The following is an 18254-nucleotide window of genomic DNA, read 5'->3' on the forward strand; positions in this document are numbered from 1 at the left end:
CCAGCAGCGACGCCTGGAGGCCCGGACCGCGCGCCGTGCGTCGGCGCCGCAACGCAAGGCCCCAATCTGTCTGGACACTATGCAGCTGGTGCGCCGCAATGCCACCAGGCTGACGCCGGCCGAAGTCGCCGACACCATGGACGCCCCGCGCCAGTGCGCTGCCCGCATCCGCGAGGGCGTGGCCGCCGAGGATCACCACACGGTGCTCTACACCACGCTGTTGATCGCCCAAGGCATCGAGGCCAGCGGCATCGTGCGCGGCCTGCATGAGCATTTGTCCAGCGCCCTGCAGGCCATGGACGCCATCCGCGGCCGCGCGCTCGCCACCGGCGCTTGGCGCTGCACGGCGCTCTACCACTACGAGCTGGACGCGATCAACACCGCGCTGGACCTGCACGAGTTCCAGCTCCAACAGCTCAGCGCCGGCGAGCTGCACGATGTGGCCGCCCGGTTGATCAATCGCACCTTGTCCACCAGCGGCGCAGTGGCGCGCACCGACTCCCAATCCCTGGGCCTGACGGCCACACGTGAGGCAACTCCATGAGCCACCCTCAACGCCCCGCCCTGCCAAAACCCGCTTACGTGCATTACGAGCGCGGCTTCGTGCATGACAACGAATGCGAGTGCTACAAGGCTGAGCAGATGCACGCGTATTACGACCTGGGCCGTGCCGACACCGCCCAGGCCACGCCTGTGGCCTACGCTGCATTTGCCGACAACGGCAACATCAGGATCTGGTCGCAGCAGCCGCTCAATGCGCCAGGCGTGGTGCCGCTGTTCACGCGGCCGGCGCCCGATGCCGAAAACCCGGCATCGCCCCAGCACCCCGACGACGCGGCCGTGGACCGCTTCGCAGCCGCCATGAAAGCCAAGCTGGCGGCCGCCCGCGCCAAGGGCCGCGGCGGCCGGAACGATCCCGAGCGCTGCCCCACCACAGACCTGCAAATCGACCTGCGCAAGCACGTCCACAAGGGCGACCCGGTGGACGTGGGCAACTTCGCCATGAAGCTGCACCAGCGCAGCGCCGGCACTACGCTGCCACCGCTGTCGCAGGACCTACTGCAGGCCATCAAGTCGGCACCGCCCGGCACCAGCGTCATCGAGCACGGGGGCCGGCCCATCTTCATATCGCGCGAAGGCGACGACCCAGCCACGCTGCTGGTAGGCCAGCATGACTACAGCGAGCTGCAGGCGCAGGTAGTCAAGGTGGCCTACCAGGCCGGCGAGATTACGCTGCAGATGTTTGACGGCGCTGAGGTTCCGCAGGACCTCGCCGCCGGTGCCGTGGTGGACATGCTGTACACGTCCGAGAAAGACGATGCAGGACACGATCAACGCTGACCAGTGCGCAGCGCTGCTGCAGTGCACGCCCGAAACCGTGGAGGAGCTGACTCGCAAGGGCGAGCTTCCCGGGGTCAAGTTCGGCCGCGGCTGGATCTACGTCAAGAGCGACCTGTTGGCCTACCTGGCCGAGAAAGGTCGGCGCGAAGCCGAGGAGCGCCGCAGCCAGTTTGCCGAGCGCTGCGGCACCCCGGCGCCACTGGCCAGCTTGGTCAAGCCACGCCGGCAGGCGCCGCCGGCGCTACCGCAGCCTCCCAAAGGCGCGCCGTCAGGTCCTCGGCCCGGAAGCTTGCATATCGCTGCGCCATGACGCTACCCGGCTTCCACCCCATGATCTTGTTGAGCTCCTCCAAGCGGAACAGCCATAGGCCCCGCGCATCCTTGAGCTCCAGCCAGCGGCAGGTGGCCTCGTGGCGCAGGTCATGGGCGTGCAGGCCTTCGATCCCCATGTACTCAAACGCGAGGCGGAAGCGGAAGGACAGCCGCTGGCTGACCGTTTTCTCGCCCTTGACCCCCTCCTCCTCCATGAACGGAAACAGCCACGCCTGCGGCAGCATGGGCCGCGTGGCCAGGTAGTCGGCCAGGGCGGCGTGCACCTCTGGCCGCATGGGCACGTCGCGCCAGCTCACGGCGCCGCGCCACTGCTTGGAGCACTGCACGCGCATGACCTTGCGGTCCATGTCCACTTGGTGACGCCGCAGCGTGTAGGCCTCCTTCAGGCGCAGCCCTGAGTTGACGAGCAGTAGGTACAGCGTCAGCAGCGCGTTGCCCCCTTTGAGCTGCAGGCCGCGCGGACGGTCTGGCCGCTCATAGCCCGACAGCACCCGCACGATCTTTTCCTCTTCGTCCGGCTGCAGCCGCCGGTCGCGCTCCACGTTGACCTTGGGCTGCTGGCCCTTGGCCACCACCAGCTTGGCCTCTGCGTCGCTATACCGCGAGTAGCCCCGGGGCAGCAAGCGCACCGGGCTGGCCAGCTGCAGGCCTGGGTGGTGACGCAGGTATTCGTCGATCGCCCGCCCCAGGGCCTGTATGCGCTGCTTGATGCTGGTGGGCGACAGGTTCTTGTCCACCTTGAGCTGCCGCAGGTAGCCGGTCAGCCAAGTGTAGTCGGCCTCGGCCAGCTTGACGCTGCCCACCTCCTGCGAGAGTTTTTTGAGCGTGCCAATCTGCGTGGGCGCGGCAAAGCCGCTTTCGGACCACTCGCCCAGCACGCGCACCAGGCGCACGCTGCTGGCCGGGCCGGGTGGTTGCGTCAGGGCTACCGGCGGCTGCAAGCCGGCGCCTTTCATCAGCTTCCACTGCTGCGCGTACTCGACCGCTTCCTGCTCCGAGTCGAACGAAAAGTATTTGCGACCGCCCGGCAGTGCTGGATGCCTTAATGCGATCTCCCATTTGCCAGATGGCTTTTGACGTGGCTTGGCCATGATCCCCCCGTTTTGGACCGGACGGATCATCGCATGGACTTATGGAGTTTCAGCCGCCGTTTTGTGGCGGCCGGCAAGCCATTTCAATCGACTTGAGGGCCGTAGATGGATGCGGTAATGACGTAAATTATTGATTTTAAAAGATTTAATCAATAAACCTAAACCACATGGACGAATACAAGATCGAACTCATCGAACGCAAGAGCGATTCCAGCGCGGGCACCAGCCTGCGTTGAAGACTACGTTTTTATAGCTGCAAGTCGTTTATGGGTAACGGCTTCAGCCGGTTTTCACGGTATTTTTTGGCCGCAAGGCGCAGGCCTCGCGTGCCAGTGCCGTAATGCGTGCCCAGTCCCTGTCTTCCAGTGCCTGCGTTGGCACCAGCCAGGAGCCCCCGACACACGCCACGTTGCCCAGAGCCAGCAGCGACGGCGCGTTGTCGGGCTGCACGCCGCCCGTCGGACAGAAGACGACCTCCGGAAACGGCCCCTGCCAAGCCTTGAGCAGCCCGACGCCACCGGCCTGCATGGCCGGAAAGAATTTGAGCGCAGACAGCCCCGCCTCCTGCGCCGCCAGGATTTCGCTGGCCGTCGCAACCCCGGGCAGCCACGGCAGCCCCAGCTCCGCACAGGTTCGGGCCAGACCCAGGGTAAACCCTGGGCTCACGGCGAATGCCGCGCCCGCGCGCTGGGCGGCTTCGGCCTCAGCACCCGTGCGCACGGTGCCGACACCCGCGACGGCCTCGGGCACCTCCTGCACCATGGCGCGCACGCAATCGAGCGCCACCGGAGTGCGCAACGTCACTTCCAGCATCCGGATGCCGCCCGCCACCAGGGCACGCGCCAGGGGCACTGCATGGCGCAGCTCATGCAGCACGATGACCGGAATGACCGGTGCGTCGTGCACCACGTCCAGCGCGGTCAATTTCTTGGGGATCACAGCCATGTGCAGGCCCCCTCTTCCGCCCCCAGGGCGTTCCTTCGAAAGCCGGCAAACAGTTCGCGTCCCAGACCATGGCTGCTGTCCTCGGCCTGCGCAGCAGGCAGCATGGCCGGCTCGCGCGCCAGCCATTCTTCGGCGCTGACCAGCACTTCCAGCGTGCCAGCCACGGCATCGAGCCGGATGCGGTCACCGTCGCGCACCCTGGCCAGCGGCCCACCGGCCAGGGCCTCTGGCACCAGGTGGATGGCCGCAGGCACCTTGCCCGAGGCGCCACTCATGCGGCCGTCCGTCACCAGCGCCACGCGGTGGCCCTTGCCCTGCAACACCGCCAGCGGCGGCGTCAGCTTGTGCAGTTCGGGCATGCCGTTGGCCTGCGGGCCCTGCCAGCGCACCACGCAGACCATGTCGCCGTCGAGTTCGCCGGAATGAAAGGCCGCCAGCAGTGCCGCCTGCGAGTCGAAGACCCGCGCCGGCGCCTCGATGACGTGGTTGCCGGGTGGCACGGCCGACACCTTGATCACGCTGCGCCCCAGATTGCCGGTCAACACCTTGAGCCCGCCGGTCGGGCTGAACGGTTCGGCCGCCGGGCGCAGCACGCTGTCGTCGCCGCTGCTGCCCACGGGTTGCCAGTGCAGGCCGACGCCCTCCCCGCCGCTGGGCACCTGGGTGTACTCACGGATGCCGCCTGCGCGCACGGTGAGCACGTCCTCATGCATGAGACCGGCGTCCAGCAGCTCCCGAATGACGTAGCCCGGCCCGCCCGCGGCCTGGAAGTCGTTCACGTCCGCGCTGCCGTTGGGATAGACGCGCGCCAGCAGCGGCACGACGGCCGAGAGTTCGGAGAAATCCTCCCAGTCGATGGCGATGCCGGCCGAGCGCGCTACGGCCACCCAGTGGATCAGGTGGTTGGTCGAGCCGCCGGTGGCCAGCAGCGCGACCATGGCGTTGACGATGGCGCGCTCATCCACCAGGCGCCCGATGGGCGGGCAGCGCCACTCTGCCCCGCCCAGCGCCGTGCGCACGGCCTCGCGCGTAAGCTCCAGGCGCAATTCCTGCCCCGGGTTGACGAAGGCCGTTCCCGGCACGTGCAGGCCCATGGCCTCCAGCAGCATCTGGTTGCTGTTGGCCGTGCCGTAGAAGGTGCAGGTGCCCGGCGCGTGGTAGGCCGCCATCTCGGCCTGCAAGAGCTCGTCGCGCCCCACCAGGCCCTGGGCGGCCTGCTCGCGCACCTGCGCCTTGGCGCTGTTGGACAGCCCTGAAGGCATGGGCCCGGCCGGCACGAACACGGTGGGCAGGTGGCCGAAATGCAGGGCGCCGATCAGCAGGCCCGGCACGATCTTGTCGCACACACCCAGCATCAGGGCCGCGTCGAACACGTCGTGGCTCAGGGCGACGGCGGTGGCCATGGCGATCACGTCGCGCGAGAACAGCGACAGGTCCATGCCCGCCGCCCCCTGCGTGATGCCGTCGCACATCGCCGGCACGCCGCCAGCCACCTGGGCGGTGGCGCCCTGGCGGCGCGCTTCTTCCTTGATGACGCGCGGGTAGTGCTGCAGCGGCTCGTGGGCCGACAGCATGTCGTTGTAGGCCGTGACGATGCCCAGGTGGGGCCCGCGCTCGACCACGATACGCAGCTTGTCGTTGCCGGGCAGACCGGCCACCGAGTGCGCGATGTTGGCGCAGCCCAGCCGGTCCAGGCCCGGCTCGCGGCGCACATAACTGTCCAGGCGCTCCAGATAGGCGCCGCGTGAGGTGGCGCTGCGCTGGCGGATGCGTTCGGTGGTGCGCAGGATGGCTTCGTGCAGGGGCATGGCGGGCAGACTCCGGGAAATGGCTGGGCCGCTCGATGGTAGTGCCGCGGGGCGCCAGGGTCTGTAGGCCGTCCGCGTCTGCTGCCGGGATGAAAAAAGCCCGGCGGTGCCGGGCTCGTCTTCAGGGTGAGGCGATTTTCAGGGGGCGAAGGTCACTTCCACCCGGCGCGCCTCGGCGTCGTTGGCGCCGCCCAGCATCAGCTCGGGCTTTCGGAGTTCGACCTTGTCCTCGGGCACGCCCAGGGAGATGAGCGCGTCGCGTACTGCCACGGCGCGCTGCCGGGCAAGCTCGGCATTGGCCTCGGGGTTGCCCGTGGCGTCGTGGTAGCCCGACACCGCGATGGAGCGGCCCTGGTCCCTGATGCCAAGGGCCATGCCGGCCAGCGCATCCCTTGCTCCGGTGGCCAGTTGTGCCTTTCCGGAAGCGAAGTAGAACCGGACGGTGTCGCCCTCGACCACGACGGAGGCCTCATCGGCCGTGGAGGCCGGGGCTGTCTGCTGGGCCGCGCCCGCCGGTGTGCCTGCAATGCCACGCTGGTAGACCACCACGCCCACGACGGTGGAGATGACCAGCGTGATCAGGATCAGAAGAAATCCGAGCGCAAAACGCTGCTGGCCGTCGTCGTCGGAACTGTTGAAGGACATGGTGCTCACTCCCGTGAATAATCAGAGCGTCAAGTGGATGAAACCCGCCATTGTAGAGTTGCCCGCCATGCTCGCCCCCTCCCGTCCCGATCGCGATCCTGCCCCCATGCTCGAGCGAATGTTCGCCGAGTGGGGTGGCAAGGACGATCTGTGGATCTTCGGCTACGGCTCGCTCATCTGGCGACCTGACTTTGCCTTCGCGGAGCGCCGCCCTGCCCTGGTGCACGGCTGGCATCGCGCACTCAAGATGTGGAGCCGCGTCAACCGCGGCACACCCGAATGCCCGGGTCTGGTCTTTGGCATGCTGCCCGGCGGCAGTTGCCGCGGCATGGCCTACCGGGTCGAGCGCAGCGAGGTGCCAGTCATGCTGCCGCCGCTGTGGCAGCGCGAGATGGTGCTGGGCGTCTATGACCCGCGCTGGCTCGTCTGCCGCACCGCGCAGGGGCCTGTGCGCGCCCTCGCCTTCACGCTGTCGCGCAAGAGCCCGAGCTACACCGGCGTGCTGCCCGACGCGCACTACCGCCTCATCTTCGAACAGGCGCAGGGCATCTACGGCAGCACGCGCGACTATGCCCAGACCACTCACGCCGAATTGCTGCGACTGGGCATCCACGACCGTGCGCTGGCCCGGCTGCTGGCCCTGTCCGCCACGCCCGACTGAACGCTTGCTTGCTCCACAATCGCGCGCATGAGCCACACGCCCCTGTCCACCACCATCGCCGCCCTGCGCAAGAGCTACGAACGCGCCGAACTGGGCGAGGACGCCTCGCACGCCGACCCGCTGCGCCAGTTCGACCAGTGGCTGGGCGAGGCGCTCGCGGCCCAGGTGCCCGAGCCCAACGCCATGACGCTGGCCACCGTCGGCAGCGACCTGCGCCCCAGCACGCGCGTCGTGCTCATCAAGGGCTACGACGAGCGCGGCATCGTCTGGTACACCAACTACGACAGCCGCAAGGGGCGGGAGCTGGCCGCCAATCCGCACGCGGCGCTGCAGTTCCACTGGGTCGAGCTCGAACGCGTGGTGCGCATCGAAGGCCGGGTCGAGCGCGTGAGCGACGCCGAGAGCGACGCCTATTACCAGAGCCGGCCGCTCGACTCGCGCATCGGTGCCTGGGCCAGCCCGCAGAGCCAGGTCATCGCCGGCCGCAGCGTGCTGGTGGCGGCCGCGGCGCGCTATGGCGCGCAGTTTTTGCTGCAGCCGCCGCGCCCGCCGCACTGGGGCGGCTTTCGCCTGCAGCCCGACCGCTGGGAGTTCTGGCAGGGCCGCAAGAGCCGGCTGCACGACCGGCTGCGCTACCGGCTCGATGGCGAGCAGTGGGTGCGCGAGCGCCTGGCGCCCTGAGCGCGCCTTACACCACGACCGGCTCGGGCTCCAGCCGGATGCCAAAGCGCTCATAGACGCTGGTCTGGATGGCGCGCGCCAGCGTCATCACCTCGCCGCCGGTCACGCTGCATTCGGGCGTGCCCCGGTTGACCAGCACCAGGGCCTGCCTGTCGTAGACACCGGCGCGCCCGACCGACTTGCCCTTCCAGCCACAGGCGTCGATCAGCCAGCCGGCGGCCAGCTTGAAACGCCCGTCCGGCAGCACGTAGTGCACCACCTTGGGGTCGCGCGCAATGATGTCCTGGCACTGCTCGGGCGTCACCGTCGGGTTCTTGAAGAAACTGCCGGCATTACCCACCACAGCCGGATCGGGCAGCTTGGCGCGGCGGATCTCGCACACCCAATCGAACACTTGCTGCGCCGTGGGCTCGGCGATGCCTGACTCTAGGCGCTTGCGCTCCAGCTCCAGGTAGCCCAGCTCCGGCCGCCAGCTTTTTTGCAGCACAAAACGCACGTGCGTGATGATGGCGCGCCCGGCCAGCCCCATGCCGCGCACGGCCGCCAGCGGCTGGGTGGCGCCAGCGGGCACCGGGGGCGGGCGGTGCTTGAAGACCGAGTCGCGGTAGCCGAAGCCGCACTGCGAGGCGTCCAGATCGAACGGCTGCCCCGTGGCCAGGTCCACGGCCGACAGCGAGTGGAAGCGGTCCTGCAGCTCGACGCCGTAGGCGCCGATGTTCTGTACGGGCGCTGCACCCACGGTGCCGGGAATCAGCGCCAGGTTCTCCAGGCCAGGCCAGCCCTGCGCCAGGGTCCAGGCGACGGTTTCATGCCAGACCTCGCCCGCACCGGCCTCGACGATCCAGGCACGCTCGGTCTCCCGCACCAGGCGCAGGCCCTTGATCTCCATCTTGAGCACGACCGGCCTGACGTCGCCTGTCAGCACGATGTTGCTGCCCCCGCCCAGCACGAACATGGGCTGGCTGCGCAGCGTCTCGTCGGCCACCACGTCCCGCAGGTCCTGCAGGCTGCGGATGCGCACCAGCGTATGTGCGCGCGCCGCAATGCCGAAGGTGTTGCACCCCTGAAGCGATACGTTTTTCTCGACTAACATCCCGCCAATTGTCGCACCCGCCTTTTTGCCCTGCGGCCCTCACCCTTTGCCCCAAGGTACCGTCATGCCCTCTTTTGATACCGTCTGTGAAGCCAATTTCGTCGAAGTGAAGAACGCCGTGGAGAACGCCTCCAAGGAGATCGCCACGCGCTTCGATTTCAAGGGCACCTCCGCCGCCGTCGAGCTCAAGGACAAGGAGATCACCCTGTTCGGCGACGCAGAGTTCCAGCTGCAGCAAGTGGAAGACCTGCTGCGCGGCAAGCTGGCCAAGCGCAACGTGGACGTGCGCTTTCTCGACGTGCAAAAGCCCCAGAAGATCGGTGGCGACAAGCTCAAGCAGGTGGTCAAGGTCAGGAACGGCATCGACAGCGAGCAGGCCAAGAAGATTCAGCGGCTCATTAAGGACAGCAAGATGAAGTTGCAGGCCGCCATCCAGGAGGAAAAGGTGCGCGTCACCGGCGCCAAGCGCGACGACCTGCAGGCTGCCATGGCGCTGATCCGCAAGGAAGTGGCGGACCTGCCGCTCACGTTCGACAACTTCCGCGATTGACCACGCCCTTCGGGCGCGATGGCACCATGCCCGCCCTGCTCCGCCCGGGCCCTGATCCACGGCCCGACAGCGAATACGAAGACCTGCTGGGCCAATGGTCCGACCTGGAGGCTTTCGTCTCCACGCTGCTGGCGCGGCCGGACTGCGTGCGGGGCTTTGCGTCCAAGGTAGCCCAGGGTGAGCAGTGGCTGGCCGAACTGGTGGCGCATGACGTGGACGCGGCGCTCTACCTCATGTTCCAGCTGGCCACCACCTCCACGGTGGGCTACAGCGCATCGCATGCCCTGGTATGTGCCGCGCTGTGCCACATCCTGGGCCGCGAACTCGCCCTGGCGCCCCATGAGCATTCGAGCCTGGTGCGCGCGGCGTTCACCATGAACATCGGCATGACCGCCCTGCAGGATGAGCTGGCCCTGCAGCAGGCGCCGCTGTCCGCCGCGCAGCAGCGCATCGTGGCGCAGCACGCCGAGGCCGGCCGCGAAACCCTGGAGCGCCTGGAAGTGGCGGATCGCCTGTGGCTGGACGTGGTGGGCCAGCACCACCCGGCAGCCGACGCGGCGCCCCTGCGCCCGGCCCTGCTGCCGCTGCCCGAGCGCCTGGCACGCATTCTGTCCACGACCGATCGTTACGCCGCCATGATCAGCCCACGCAAGTGGCGCCGCGGGCGCAGTGCCACCGACTCGGTGCGCTCCATCGTGGGCGCCGAGGCGCTGGTCGATGACGAGGTGGGCGTGGTGCTGGTGCGCGCGGTGGGGCTGTGCCCGCCCGGCACTTTTGTGCGGCTGGACAACGGGGAAGTCGCTGTCGTGCTGCGCCGCAGCGAACGCGTCAATAGCCCGCTGGTGGCCAGCGTGGTGAGCGCCGACGGCGAAGCGCTGGCCACGCCCTGCCTGCACCGCACGGCCGACGGAGCGGTCCGCATCCAGTCGGCCCTGGCACGCTCGGCAGTGGGGGTCGAGCTGAACCAGCGCACCATGGTGCGCCTGGGCCACTACGCCGCCTCGCACGGTCGCCCTCCCGCGCGCTGAAGCGCGTTGAGGCGCGACGTGGCGGGGACTTAGCCGGTTTTCTTCTTCGCGCCCAGGCGCGATTCGGTGCCCGCCAGCAGGCGGCGGATGTTCTCCCGGTGCCGCCAGGCCAGCAGCGCCGCCATGACGGCGACGGCCAGCCCGACGTGGGCGTCCGCCTGCCAGGCCACGCCACTGCCCAGCAGGTAGAAAAATGGCGCGAACACGGCCGCTACCAGCGAGGCGAGCGACGAATAGCGGAAGAACGCGGCAATGATCACCCAGGTGAGCAATGTGGCCAGACCCAGCCAGCCGCTGATGCCCAGCAACACCCCCGCGGCGGTGGCCACGCCCTTGCCGCCCTCGAACCGGAAGAACACCGGCCACAGGTGCCCGGCAAATGCCCCCAGCGCCACCAGCGCCTGCGTGCCCTCCTCCAGCCCGTGGGGCGCGCCATAGGCACGCACCAGCACCACGGGCAGCCAGCCCTTGAATGCGTCGAAGAACAGGGTGACGACTGCTGCCAGCTTGCTGCCCGAGCGCAGAACGTTGGTCGCGCCGGGGTTCTTGCTGCCGTAGGTGCGCGGGTCCGACAGGCCCATGGCGCGGCTGACGATGACGGCAAACGACAGGGAGCCCAGCAGGTAGGCAGCGACAGTCGCCAGAGCAGGATAGGCAAAGGACACGAGAAAGCTTTCTCGAAAACAGGCAAAAAAGGGGCGCCAGCGGCGCGGCAGCGCACCCGCGGCGCGTGGCATTCTGCCATCCGCCGCGCCTGCCGGCCGCAGCTTCAGGCTGGCTGCGCTGCGACAGGAACGGAACCAGCCCCGAGTGCTCGTTCCTGCGCGGGCTCCCACTCGACGCGGTTGCGCCCGGCGGCCTTGCCGCGGTAGAGCGCAATATCGGCCTCCTGCATGGCCGCATCGAGCCCATCCGGGCTGCGGAAGGCGGGCGACACCCCGATGGTGACCGTGCAGCGCAGGGGCTGGTCCAGTCCGGGCAGCGGCACCGACTCCTGCTCGATGGCGGCGCGCAGGCGCTCGGCCAGCTGCGCCATGGCGCTTTCGTCGCCCGCATCCAGGCAAACCACTGCGAATTCTTCGCCGCCGGTGCGGCTGGCTAGGTCGCCATGGCGCAGGGTGCGGCGCAACACCTGGGCCACCGCGCACAGCATCTCGTCGCCTGCCTTGTGGCCCCAGGTATCGTTAATGCGCTTGAAATGGTCGATGTCCAGCAGCAGTAGGCGCACCGGGCTTGCGGCGCGCGAGCGGAAATGCCCTTCCAGGCCTGCGACCAGGCCACGCCGGTTCAGCAGCTGCGTGAGCGGGTCGCGCGCCGCCGTGGCCCGCAGCGCGTCGGTCAGGCGGCGCAGCACCAGCCAGATCATGCACGGCGCCAGCACCGTGGCGAGGAAGGACATGTAGATGTAGAACACGCTCTGAAAGCGGTGCCTTGCGTCCAGCGCATCCAGCCCGTCCTGCAGCAGGCGCACGCCCTTGAGGGCGTTGAGCACGCCCAGGCCGCAGATGAGGACGGCAAAAAGCGCCATCTCCACCTGCAGATCCCGCGCGATGCGGCGCATGGCATACACCACTGCTGCCGTCATGGCCGCGAAGGTCAGCGCCGAAGCGAATGCCAGCATGGTGTAGCGCGCCGCCGTGCCCAGCTGCCACTGAACCAACAGCTGCATCGCCGTATAGACCAGGGCCAGCGCACACAGGGGCTTGAGCAGGGGCGCCGGCCGGCCGAAGAAACGCATGCCTCCGATCCAGCAGACCAGCGGTGTGCACAGCGTCAGCGAGTGGTTGAGCACACTCACCGCCCTGCTGCTCGGCGCCCCCTCCAGCAGCTGCATCACATAGGCCAGCCCCAGCATGGCATTGCCCAGGGCAAACACATCCATACCCAGCTTGTCGCCCTGCAGCCGCTGGCTGATCAGCCAGAACATCACGCCAAAGGACAGCAGGTGCACGCAGAGCATGCCGATGACGACGCTTGTAATCATGGGGGTCCGGAGATGGGCTGCCGCCGCAAGCAGCCTTCTGTGGCGAAGCGCCCATGGTAGCGGCAACCCGTCCTGCGGACTGGCGCGGGCCGCCGCGCTGGCGCTACGCGCTCATGCCCGCCCGGCAGCCTCGTCGCCGAGCGCGCATTGCACCGGCCGCGCGTCCAGCAGGCGCACGCACTCGTGCGGGTCCAGCTGCACCAGAAAGCCGCGCCGGCCGCCATTGATGGCGATGCGCGGCAGCTGCAGGATGCTGTCCTCGACATAGACCGGCATGCGCTTGCGCGTGCCGAAAGGTGAGGTGCCGCCCACCTGGTAGCCGCTGTGGCGCTGGGCCACGTCCGGGCTGCAGGGCTGCACGCTCTTGGCGCCGATCTGGCGCGCCAGGTTCTTGGTGGAAACCGTGCGGTCGCCATGCATCAGCACGATGAGCGGGCGCGCGTCCTGGTCCTGCATGACCAGGGTCTTGATGACCCTGTGCTCGTCGAGCCCGAGCTGGCGTGCGGACTCGGCCGAGCCGCCGTGCTCCACGTACTCATAGGGATGCTCGGTGAACGCCACCCCTTGGGCGCGCAGCAGCTGGGTGGCCGGGGTCTCGCTCACGTGCTGTGCCTTGTCTTTCCTGGCCATGACGCCCTCTCAAAAAAGATAGCTACTTCCCGTTGACAGATAAGGGTTTGAGCCGCTTTTCATTCAAAAATCCATCAACGGGCCGGGTCGCCCGTCTCCCAGCGCAGCTGGTCCACCGCCGCCAGCAGCTCGGGCGACAGCTGCACGCTCCAGGCGTCCAGGTTCTCGTCGAGCTGCGCCAGGGACGTCACGCCAATGATGGTGCTGGCCACGCGCCAGCTGCGATAGCAGAACGCCAGCGCCAGCTGCACCGGCGTGAGGCCGTGCTCGCGTGCCAGCTGGTTGTAGCGGCGCGCGGCCGCCACGGACTCGGGCCGGGCCCAGCGCTGGCGGCGCATCGAATCGAACCGCGCCAGGCGTCCGTCCTGCGGCGCGCCCGGATCGTGCGGCCCATGCTGGTCGTACTTGCCCGTGAGCAGCCCGAAGCCCAGCGGTGAATACGCCAGCAGCGACACCCCGAGCCGGTGGCAGCTCTCGTCCATGGCGTTGTCCCAGCTGCGGTTGACCAGGCAGTACGGGTTCTGCACCGAGACCACGCGCGGCAGGCCGTGCTCCTCGGCCAGGCGCACGAATTCGTGCACACCCCAGGGCGTCTCGTTCGACAGGCCGACGTAGCGCACCTTGCCCTCCCGCACCAGCCGCGCCAGGGCTTCGAGCTGCTCGCGGATGGGGGTCTGGCTCTTTTCCTTGGCCGGGTCGTAGTAGAGCTGACCGAAGGCAGGCACGTGGCGCTCGGGCCAGTGGATCTGGTAGAGGTCGATCACGTCGGTCTGCAGCCGGCGCAGGCTGCCCTCACAGGAGGCCGCGATGTCCGCCGCACTCATGCCCAGCCCCTCGCGGATCCACGGCATGCCGCGCGAGGGGCCAGCCACCTTGGTGGCCAGGATGGTGCGTGCGCGCCGCCCGGGCCGTGCGGCATACCAGCGGCCGAGGATGGTCTCGGTCGCGCCGCAGGTCGCCTCCCTCGCCGGCACGGCGTACATCTCGGCGGTGTCGATGAAGTTCACGCCGCGCTCGACGGCGCGGTCCAGGATGGCGTCGGCGGTGGGCTCGTCCACCTGCTCGCCAAAGGTCATGGTGCCCAGGCAGATGGGGGTGACCTGCAGGTCGCTGTGGCCGAGGGGAACGGTGTGCATGCGGACTCTCTCTTGCTCTTGTGACTTGGGACGGACGACGAGGGGCGAGTGTACGAAGCCGGGCCTGGCCCGCGCCACAGCCCTGTCCCGGGAACGACTGGCAGGCCACGGGGCCCGGGCGAATAATCCGCGCCATGTCTCTTGCCCCCGAGCCCTACCAGCCCGCGCGCCTGGCGCGCACCGAAACCGTCCCCATCCGCACGCTCGACTACCACGTCCGCCTCTGGGGCGAGCGGCAGGCCGGCGGGCCGCCGCTGGTGCTGCTGCACGGCTGGATGGACGTGGGCGCATCCTGGCAGTTCGTTGCCGATGCGTTCACCCAGGCCTTCTTCGAGGGCCGCCAGATCATCGCCCCCGACTGGCGCGGCTTTGGCCACACCCGGCCCGCCGGCCCTTGCGACCACTACGTCTTTGCCGACTACCTGGCCGACCTGGACCAGCTGCTGGACCACTACGCCGGCGGGCAGCCGGTGGACCTGGTGGGTCACAGCATGGGCGGCAATGTCGCCATGCTCTACAGCGGCGTGCGGCCGGCGCGCATCCGCCGGCTGGTCAACCTGGAGGGCTTCGGCCTGCCGGCCTCCGCCCCGGCCCAGGCGCCGCGCCGCTATGCCCAGTGGATGGATGAGATCCGCCAGTACGAGCGTGGCGAGCTTGACCTGAAAACCTACCCCGACGCCCAGGGCGTGGCCGAGCGCCTGATGAAGACCAACCCGCGCCTGAGCACGGGCAAGGCCGCATGGCTGGCACGTGAGTGGGCCGAGGAAGGCACCGATGGCCGCTGGCGCATCCTGGGCGACGCCGCGCACAAGATCGTCAACCCGCAGCTCTACCGCGTGGACGAGGCCAACGCGCTGTATGCCGCCATCTCGGCGCCGGTGCTGTCGGTGGAGAGTGACAACGACAGCCTGGGCCAGTGGTGGAAGGGCAAGTATTCGCTGGCCGAATACCACCAGCGCCTGACCCAGGTGCGCGACGTGCGCACGACGGTGGTCCAGGATGCCGGACACATGCTGCACCACGACCAGCCGCAGGTCGTGGCCCGGCTGATCGAAGAGTTCGCGGGGGCCTGAGCAGGCGGGCCCTGCGCCAGCCACCCACGCCGAAGGCATCCCGGTCGCAGCCCTATCCAGGTTGCCAGCCGCCCGGGCTGGCGCTATGTTTCGTTTCCTCACAAACAGCTGAGGACTCTGCCATGAAGCGACGCACCCTCCTGCAACACACCAGCGCCGTGGGCCTGCTGGGCCTGCTCACTGCCTGCGGCGGTGGCTCGGACCCGGTCCCGCAACCCCCGAAGGGCAAAAAGACCACCTTTCTGGTGTATCTGGTTGCCTCGGACCTGCTCAATGGCAAAGGCGCCGAGCGCGACCTGTCCAACATGCTCAGGGCGCGCAACAGCGATCAGGTCGAAGTTGTGTTGCAAATCGGGGGCGGCAAGGCCCCGGGGCAGTTTCCGAACGTCAACATGCAGCAGACCCGCCGCTACCGCCTGGTACCCGTTGCGGGCACGGCCCAGGGCTGGACACTGCAGGCCCTGCCCGAGGCGCAGCAGCCACCGCAGGTGGCCATGAACAAGCCCCAGACCCTGCAGGACTTCATCCAGTGGGGCGCGCGTGAATTTGCAGCGGAGCAATATGCGCTGTGCCTGTGGGACCACGGCGGCGGGCCGATCCATGGCTTCGGCAACGACTACGCGCTGGGCAACGGCACCGCCCTGACCCTGGCCGAGATCACATCCGCCCTGCAGGGCAGTGGCGTGCATTTCGAGCTGGCGGGCTTCGACAGCTGCCTCATGGCCAGCCTGGAGGTGGCCTACAACCTGGCGCCTCTCAGCCACTATCTGGTGGGGTCCGAAGAGGTGACCTTCGGCTGGGACTGGAAAGAAGTCGTGGATTACGTCGCCACCCACCCGCAGACCAAAGGCGACGCGCTGGGCCGCGCCATCGTGGACAGCTACAAGGACTTCGACAGCATTCCCCGGCTGGACTACACCGCCTATTCCGTCTCTGCCCTGGATCGGCTCGGGCCGCTGATGCAGGTGTTCGACCAGGTGGCCAGCACGCTCACCAGCGCCATCGACACCCAGGGCCTGCAGGCCTGGTGGGCCATCGCCGTGGCCCGTCGCGAGGCTCAGGACTTTCAGAGCAACCTCTTTCAGACCTATTTCGACCTGGTGGACGTGAAGTCCTGGGTGAAGGAGCTTGGCGAGGTGGACCTGCTGCCGCCGGCATTGGTCAACCAGTTCAACGCGGCGTTCGAGGCGCTGGTCATCCACGTGGACGGCAGCGAGGACGACGCGGGTGGGCTGATGATGTACTTCCCCCGTTTCTCGACGCTGGACGCCAGGCTGCTGGAGAAATATCGCAAGGTGCCCTTTTCCGCCGCCTACCACGCTCTGGTGGACCGCTTTACGGCCTTTGCCGCGAGCAGCGAGATGCCCTATGTGGCGGTGGGTGTCCCGCGCCTGCAGGGCGACACGGTACTGGCCGAGGTGCGAGTGGTTGCCCGCCCCACCCAGAGCGGGGCCTCGAAGCGCGCACTGCCCATTCTTGCGCGCCCGTTTGACCAGGGGTTCGGGGCGCTGGTGGATGAGCGGGGCATGGCCCTGTCGCTGCGCTCGGGCATGGCCCAGGGTCAGGAGGTGCGGCTGGACGACTGCCGCCGCTGGCCAACGGTGCAGGGCCAGCTGGTCACACTCATTCGGGAGGACGAGGAGGACGAGGAGGACGAGGAGGACGAGGAGGACGAGGAGTTGCTGCAGATTCCCGCGGCCCAGCCCGACCGCTCCGGCAGGTTCGAGGAAGGCATGCTGCTTGCCCTGCGAGGCGACGACGGCGTGCTGCGCATCCGCTGGTTCATCTCCGGCAGTTTCATTGCTGGCTCCACGGCAGCCATGCTCGAACTGGAGCCCGGCAGCCTGTTCGTTCCACTCCACCTGGAACTGCGGACCGGGGAGTGGGAGCCCGGCAACACGCTCTTGCGTGTCCCCGAAGGCGACTGGGTGGTGTCCATGCAGGCGCCCCGGCAAGCCGGCCTGGAGTTGCGCATGGTCGTGTCCGACCTGACCGGCACGCTGCACAGCTCGCCCACCGGGTTGCCGTTATAAACCCCTGCCGCGGGTGGCGCGGACCGGGCTGCCCTGTATGCACGGTCCCGGGCCGCCCATTCCCGTGCGCGGGCGGTGGCTCCCGCGCCCCGGGGCCGGCTCTGCAGGCGTCCCATGACAAAATCGCGGGTTCTTTCCTGGCCACGGCCAGGCACCAGCACACGACACAGGACACCCGCACCATGGAAGCAGAGCGCATCAACCACATCGGCAACACCCTCGAAGACCTGACCGAGCGGACGCGAGAGTTACGGAGGTATCTTTGACTACGATGCCAAATACGAACGCCTGCGCACGGTAAACGCTTCGCTCGAAGACCCCAACGTCTGGAACGACCCGAAGAAGGCCCAGGAGCTGGGCAAGGAAAAGAAGTCGCTCGACGCGGTCGTGCTGACGCTGCAAAAGCTCACCTCGGAGCTGGCCGACAACAGCGAGCTCTTTGAAATGAGCCGAGACGAGGACGACGAGGCTGGCCTGCTCACCATCGAGGCCGAGACCGCCAAGCTGCAGCCGTTGATCGAGGACCTGGAGTTCCGCCGCATGTTCGGGCGCGAGGCCGATCCGCTCAATTGCTACATCGACATCCAGGCCGGAGCCGGTGGCACCGAGGCGTGCGACTGGGCCGGCATGCTGCTGCGCCAGTACCTCAAGTACGCAGAACGCAAGGGCTTCAAGGCCACGGTCGATGACGAGACGCCCGGCGACGTGGCCGGCATCAAGGGCGCGACCATCCACATCGAGGGCGAGTACGCCTACGGACTGCTGCGCACCGAAACCGGCGTGCACCGCCTGGTGCGCAAGTCGCCCTTCGACTCCTCGGGCGGGCGCCACACGTCGTTTGCCTCGCTGTTCGTCTACCCGGAGATCGATGACTCGATCGAGATCGACATCAACCCGGCCGACGTGCGCACCGACACCTTCCGCGCCAGCGGCGCCGGTGGTCAGCACATCAACAAGACCGATTCGGCCGTGCGCCTGACGCACATCCCCACCGGGACCGTCGTGCAGTGCCAGGACGGCCGCAGCCAGCACAGCAACCGCGACGTGGCCTGGCAGCGCCTGCGCTCCAAGCTGTATGAGCTGGAGATGCACAAGCGCATGGAAGAGCAGCAAAAGCTCGAAGACACCAAGACCGACGTCGGCTGGGGCCACCAGATCCGCAGCTATGTGCTGGACAACAGCCGCATCAAGGACCTGCGCACCAACGTCGAAGTCTCCGCCA

General features: G+C 68.1%; 19 protein-coding genes. 10 read left to right on the forward strand and 9 right to left on the reverse strand.

Annotated elements, in window-relative coordinates:
• Positions 1–79: 79 nt before the first annotated feature.
• Genes RT051_RS08430 through RT051_RS14695 form a run of 3 tightly spaced genes read left to right on the forward strand, consistent with a single transcriptional unit; the run spans position 80 to position 1651 of the window.
• Complete coding sequence (locus RT051_RS08430; RefSeq protein ID WP_313074972.1) at positions 80–544, forward strand: hypothetical protein; 465 nt, start codon at positions 80–82, stop codon at positions 542–544.
• On the forward strand, positions 541–1341 hold the full coding sequence (locus tag RT051_RS08435; RefSeq protein ID WP_313074974.1) for a hypothetical protein: 801 nt from the start codon (positions 541–543) through the stop codon (positions 1339–1341). The genes RT051_RS08430 and RT051_RS08435 overlap by 4 nt, the downstream gene beginning before the upstream one ends.
• A complete protein-coding gene (locus RT051_RS14695; protein WP_409520579.1) occupies positions 1319–1651 on the forward strand; it encodes a helix-turn-helix domain-containing protein in 333 nt (110 codons plus the stop codon). The genes RT051_RS08435 and RT051_RS14695 overlap by 23 nt, the downstream gene beginning before the upstream one ends.
• On the opposite strand, the gene RT051_RS08440 is transcribed toward RT051_RS14695, so the two are convergent.
• The 4 genes from RT051_RS08440 to RT051_RS08455 all read right to left on the reverse strand — a co-directional run bounded on the left by RT051_RS08440 (position 1554) and on the right by RT051_RS08455 (position 6163).
• Positions 1554–2765 (reverse strand): tyrosine-type recombinase/integrase, encoded by a 1212-nt coding sequence (locus RT051_RS08440; protein ID WP_313074977.1) that lies wholly within the window; start codon positions 2763–2765, stop codon positions 1554–1556. The genes RT051_RS14695 and RT051_RS08440 overlap by 98 nt on opposite strands.
• A 279-nt stretch (positions 2766–3044) precedes the next feature.
• Positions 3045–3710 (reverse strand): bifunctional 4-hydroxy-2-oxoglutarate aldolase/2-dehydro-3-deoxy-phosphogluconate aldolase, encoded by a 666-nt coding sequence (eda, locus tag RT051_RS08445; RefSeq protein WP_313074978.1) that lies wholly within the window; start codon positions 3708–3710, stop codon positions 3045–3047.
• Positions 3701–5518 (reverse strand): phosphogluconate dehydratase, encoded by a 1818-nt coding sequence (gene edd, locus RT051_RS08450; RefSeq protein ID WP_313074981.1) that lies wholly within the window; start codon positions 5516–5518, stop codon positions 3701–3703. The genes eda and edd overlap by 10 nt, the downstream gene beginning before the upstream one ends.
• Before the next feature lie 138 nt (positions 5519–5656).
• Positions 5657–6163 (reverse strand): OmpA family protein, encoded by a 507-nt coding sequence (locus tag RT051_RS08455; RefSeq protein WP_313074984.1) that lies wholly within the window; start codon positions 6161–6163, stop codon positions 5657–5659.
• Positions 6164–6269: 106 nt separating this feature from the next.
• Between RT051_RS08455 and RT051_RS08460 the strand changes: the two genes are divergently transcribed.
• Both RT051_RS08460 and pdxH read left to right on the forward strand, forming a co-directional pair.
• The gene (locus RT051_RS08460) at positions 6270–6824 is read left to right on the forward strand and encodes a gamma-glutamylcyclotransferase (RefSeq protein ID WP_313074987.1); all 555 of its coding nucleotides are present in this window, start codon (positions 6270–6272) and stop codon (positions 6822–6824) included.
• Positions 6825–6851: 27 nt separating this feature from the next.
• Positions 6852–7505: a pyridoxamine 5'-phosphate oxidase gene (gene pdxH / locus RT051_RS08465; protein WP_313074990.1), complete on the forward strand. Its 654-nt coding sequence runs from the start codon at positions 6852–6854 to the stop codon at positions 7503–7505.
• 7 nt (positions 7506–7512) lie between these two features.
• Here pdxH and murB read toward each other — a convergent pair whose 3' ends face one another.
• Positions 7513–8598: a UDP-N-acetylmuramate dehydrogenase gene (gene murB, locus RT051_RS08470; protein ID WP_313074993.1), complete on the reverse strand. Its 1086-nt coding sequence runs from the start codon at positions 8596–8598 to the stop codon at positions 7513–7515.
• A gap of 64 nt (positions 8599–8662) precedes the next feature.
• Here murB and RT051_RS08475 point away from each other — a divergent pair, with 64 nt between their 5' ends.
• Positions 8663–9148 (forward strand): YajQ family cyclic di-GMP-binding protein, encoded by a 486-nt coding sequence (locus RT051_RS08475; RefSeq protein WP_313074996.1) that lies wholly within the window; start codon positions 8663–8665, stop codon positions 9146–9148.
• 26 nt (positions 9149–9174) lie between these two features.
• Positions 9175–10176, forward strand: coding sequence for an HD domain-containing phosphohydrolase (locus RT051_RS08480; RefSeq protein ID WP_313074999.1), 1002 nt, complete (start codon positions 9175–9177; stop codon positions 10174–10176).
• 29 nt (positions 10177–10205) lie between these two features.
• Here the strand turns inward: RT051_RS08480 and plsY are convergent, their stop codons facing one another.
• The 4 genes from plsY to RT051_RS08500 form a co-directional block, all read right to left on the reverse strand.
• Positions 10206–10841, reverse strand: coding sequence for a glycerol-3-phosphate 1-O-acyltransferase PlsY (gene plsY / locus RT051_RS08485; protein ID WP_313075002.1), 636 nt, complete (start codon positions 10839–10841; stop codon positions 10206–10208).
• Positions 10842–10945: 104 nt separating this feature from the next.
• On the reverse strand, positions 10946–12160 hold the full coding sequence (locus RT051_RS08490) for a GGDEF domain-containing protein (protein WP_313075005.1): 1215 nt from the start codon (positions 12158–12160) through the stop codon (positions 10946–10948).
• A 111-nt stretch (positions 12161–12271) separates the two neighbouring features.
• On the reverse strand, positions 12272–12790 hold the full coding sequence (gene ybaK, locus RT051_RS08495; protein ID WP_313075008.1) for a Cys-tRNA(Pro) deacylase: 519 nt from the start codon (positions 12788–12790) through the stop codon (positions 12272–12274).
• A 74-nt stretch (positions 12791–12864) separates the two neighbouring features.
• Positions 12865–13926 carry an aldo/keto reductase gene (locus RT051_RS08500; protein WP_313075011.1) on the reverse strand — a complete coding sequence of 354 codons (1062 nt, stop codon included), beginning with the start codon at positions 13924–13926 and terminating at the stop codon, positions 12865–12867.
• Positions 13927–14060: 134 nt separating this feature from the next.
• Between RT051_RS08500 and RT051_RS08505 the strand changes: the two genes are divergently transcribed.
• From RT051_RS08505 to prfB, 3 genes are all read left to right on the forward strand, one after another.
• The gene (locus RT051_RS08505) at positions 14061–14999 is read left to right on the forward strand and encodes an alpha/beta hydrolase (protein WP_313075013.1); all 939 of its coding nucleotides are present in this window, start codon (positions 14061–14063) and stop codon (positions 14997–14999) included.
• Positions 15000–15121: 122 nt separating this feature from the next.
• Complete coding sequence (locus RT051_RS08510; protein ID WP_313075016.1) at positions 15122–17032, forward strand: clostripain-related cysteine peptidase; 1911 nt, start codon at positions 15122–15124, stop codon at positions 17030–17032.
• A 182-nt stretch (positions 17033–17214) separates the two neighbouring features.
• A protein-coding gene (gene prfB, locus RT051_RS08515) for a peptide chain release factor 2 (protein ID WP_313075019.1) occupies positions 17215–18254 on the forward strand; the annotation gives its coding sequence in 2 pieces (ribosomal slippage) (positions 17215–17295 and positions 17297–18254; 1039 coding nt annotated over the 2 pieces). This gene is flagged as partial in the annotation.

It is taken from the genome of Melaminivora sp. (assembly GCF_032059615.1).
Taxonomy (GTDB): Bacteria; Pseudomonadota; Gammaproteobacteria; order Burkholderiales; family Burkholderiaceae_C; genus Melaminivora.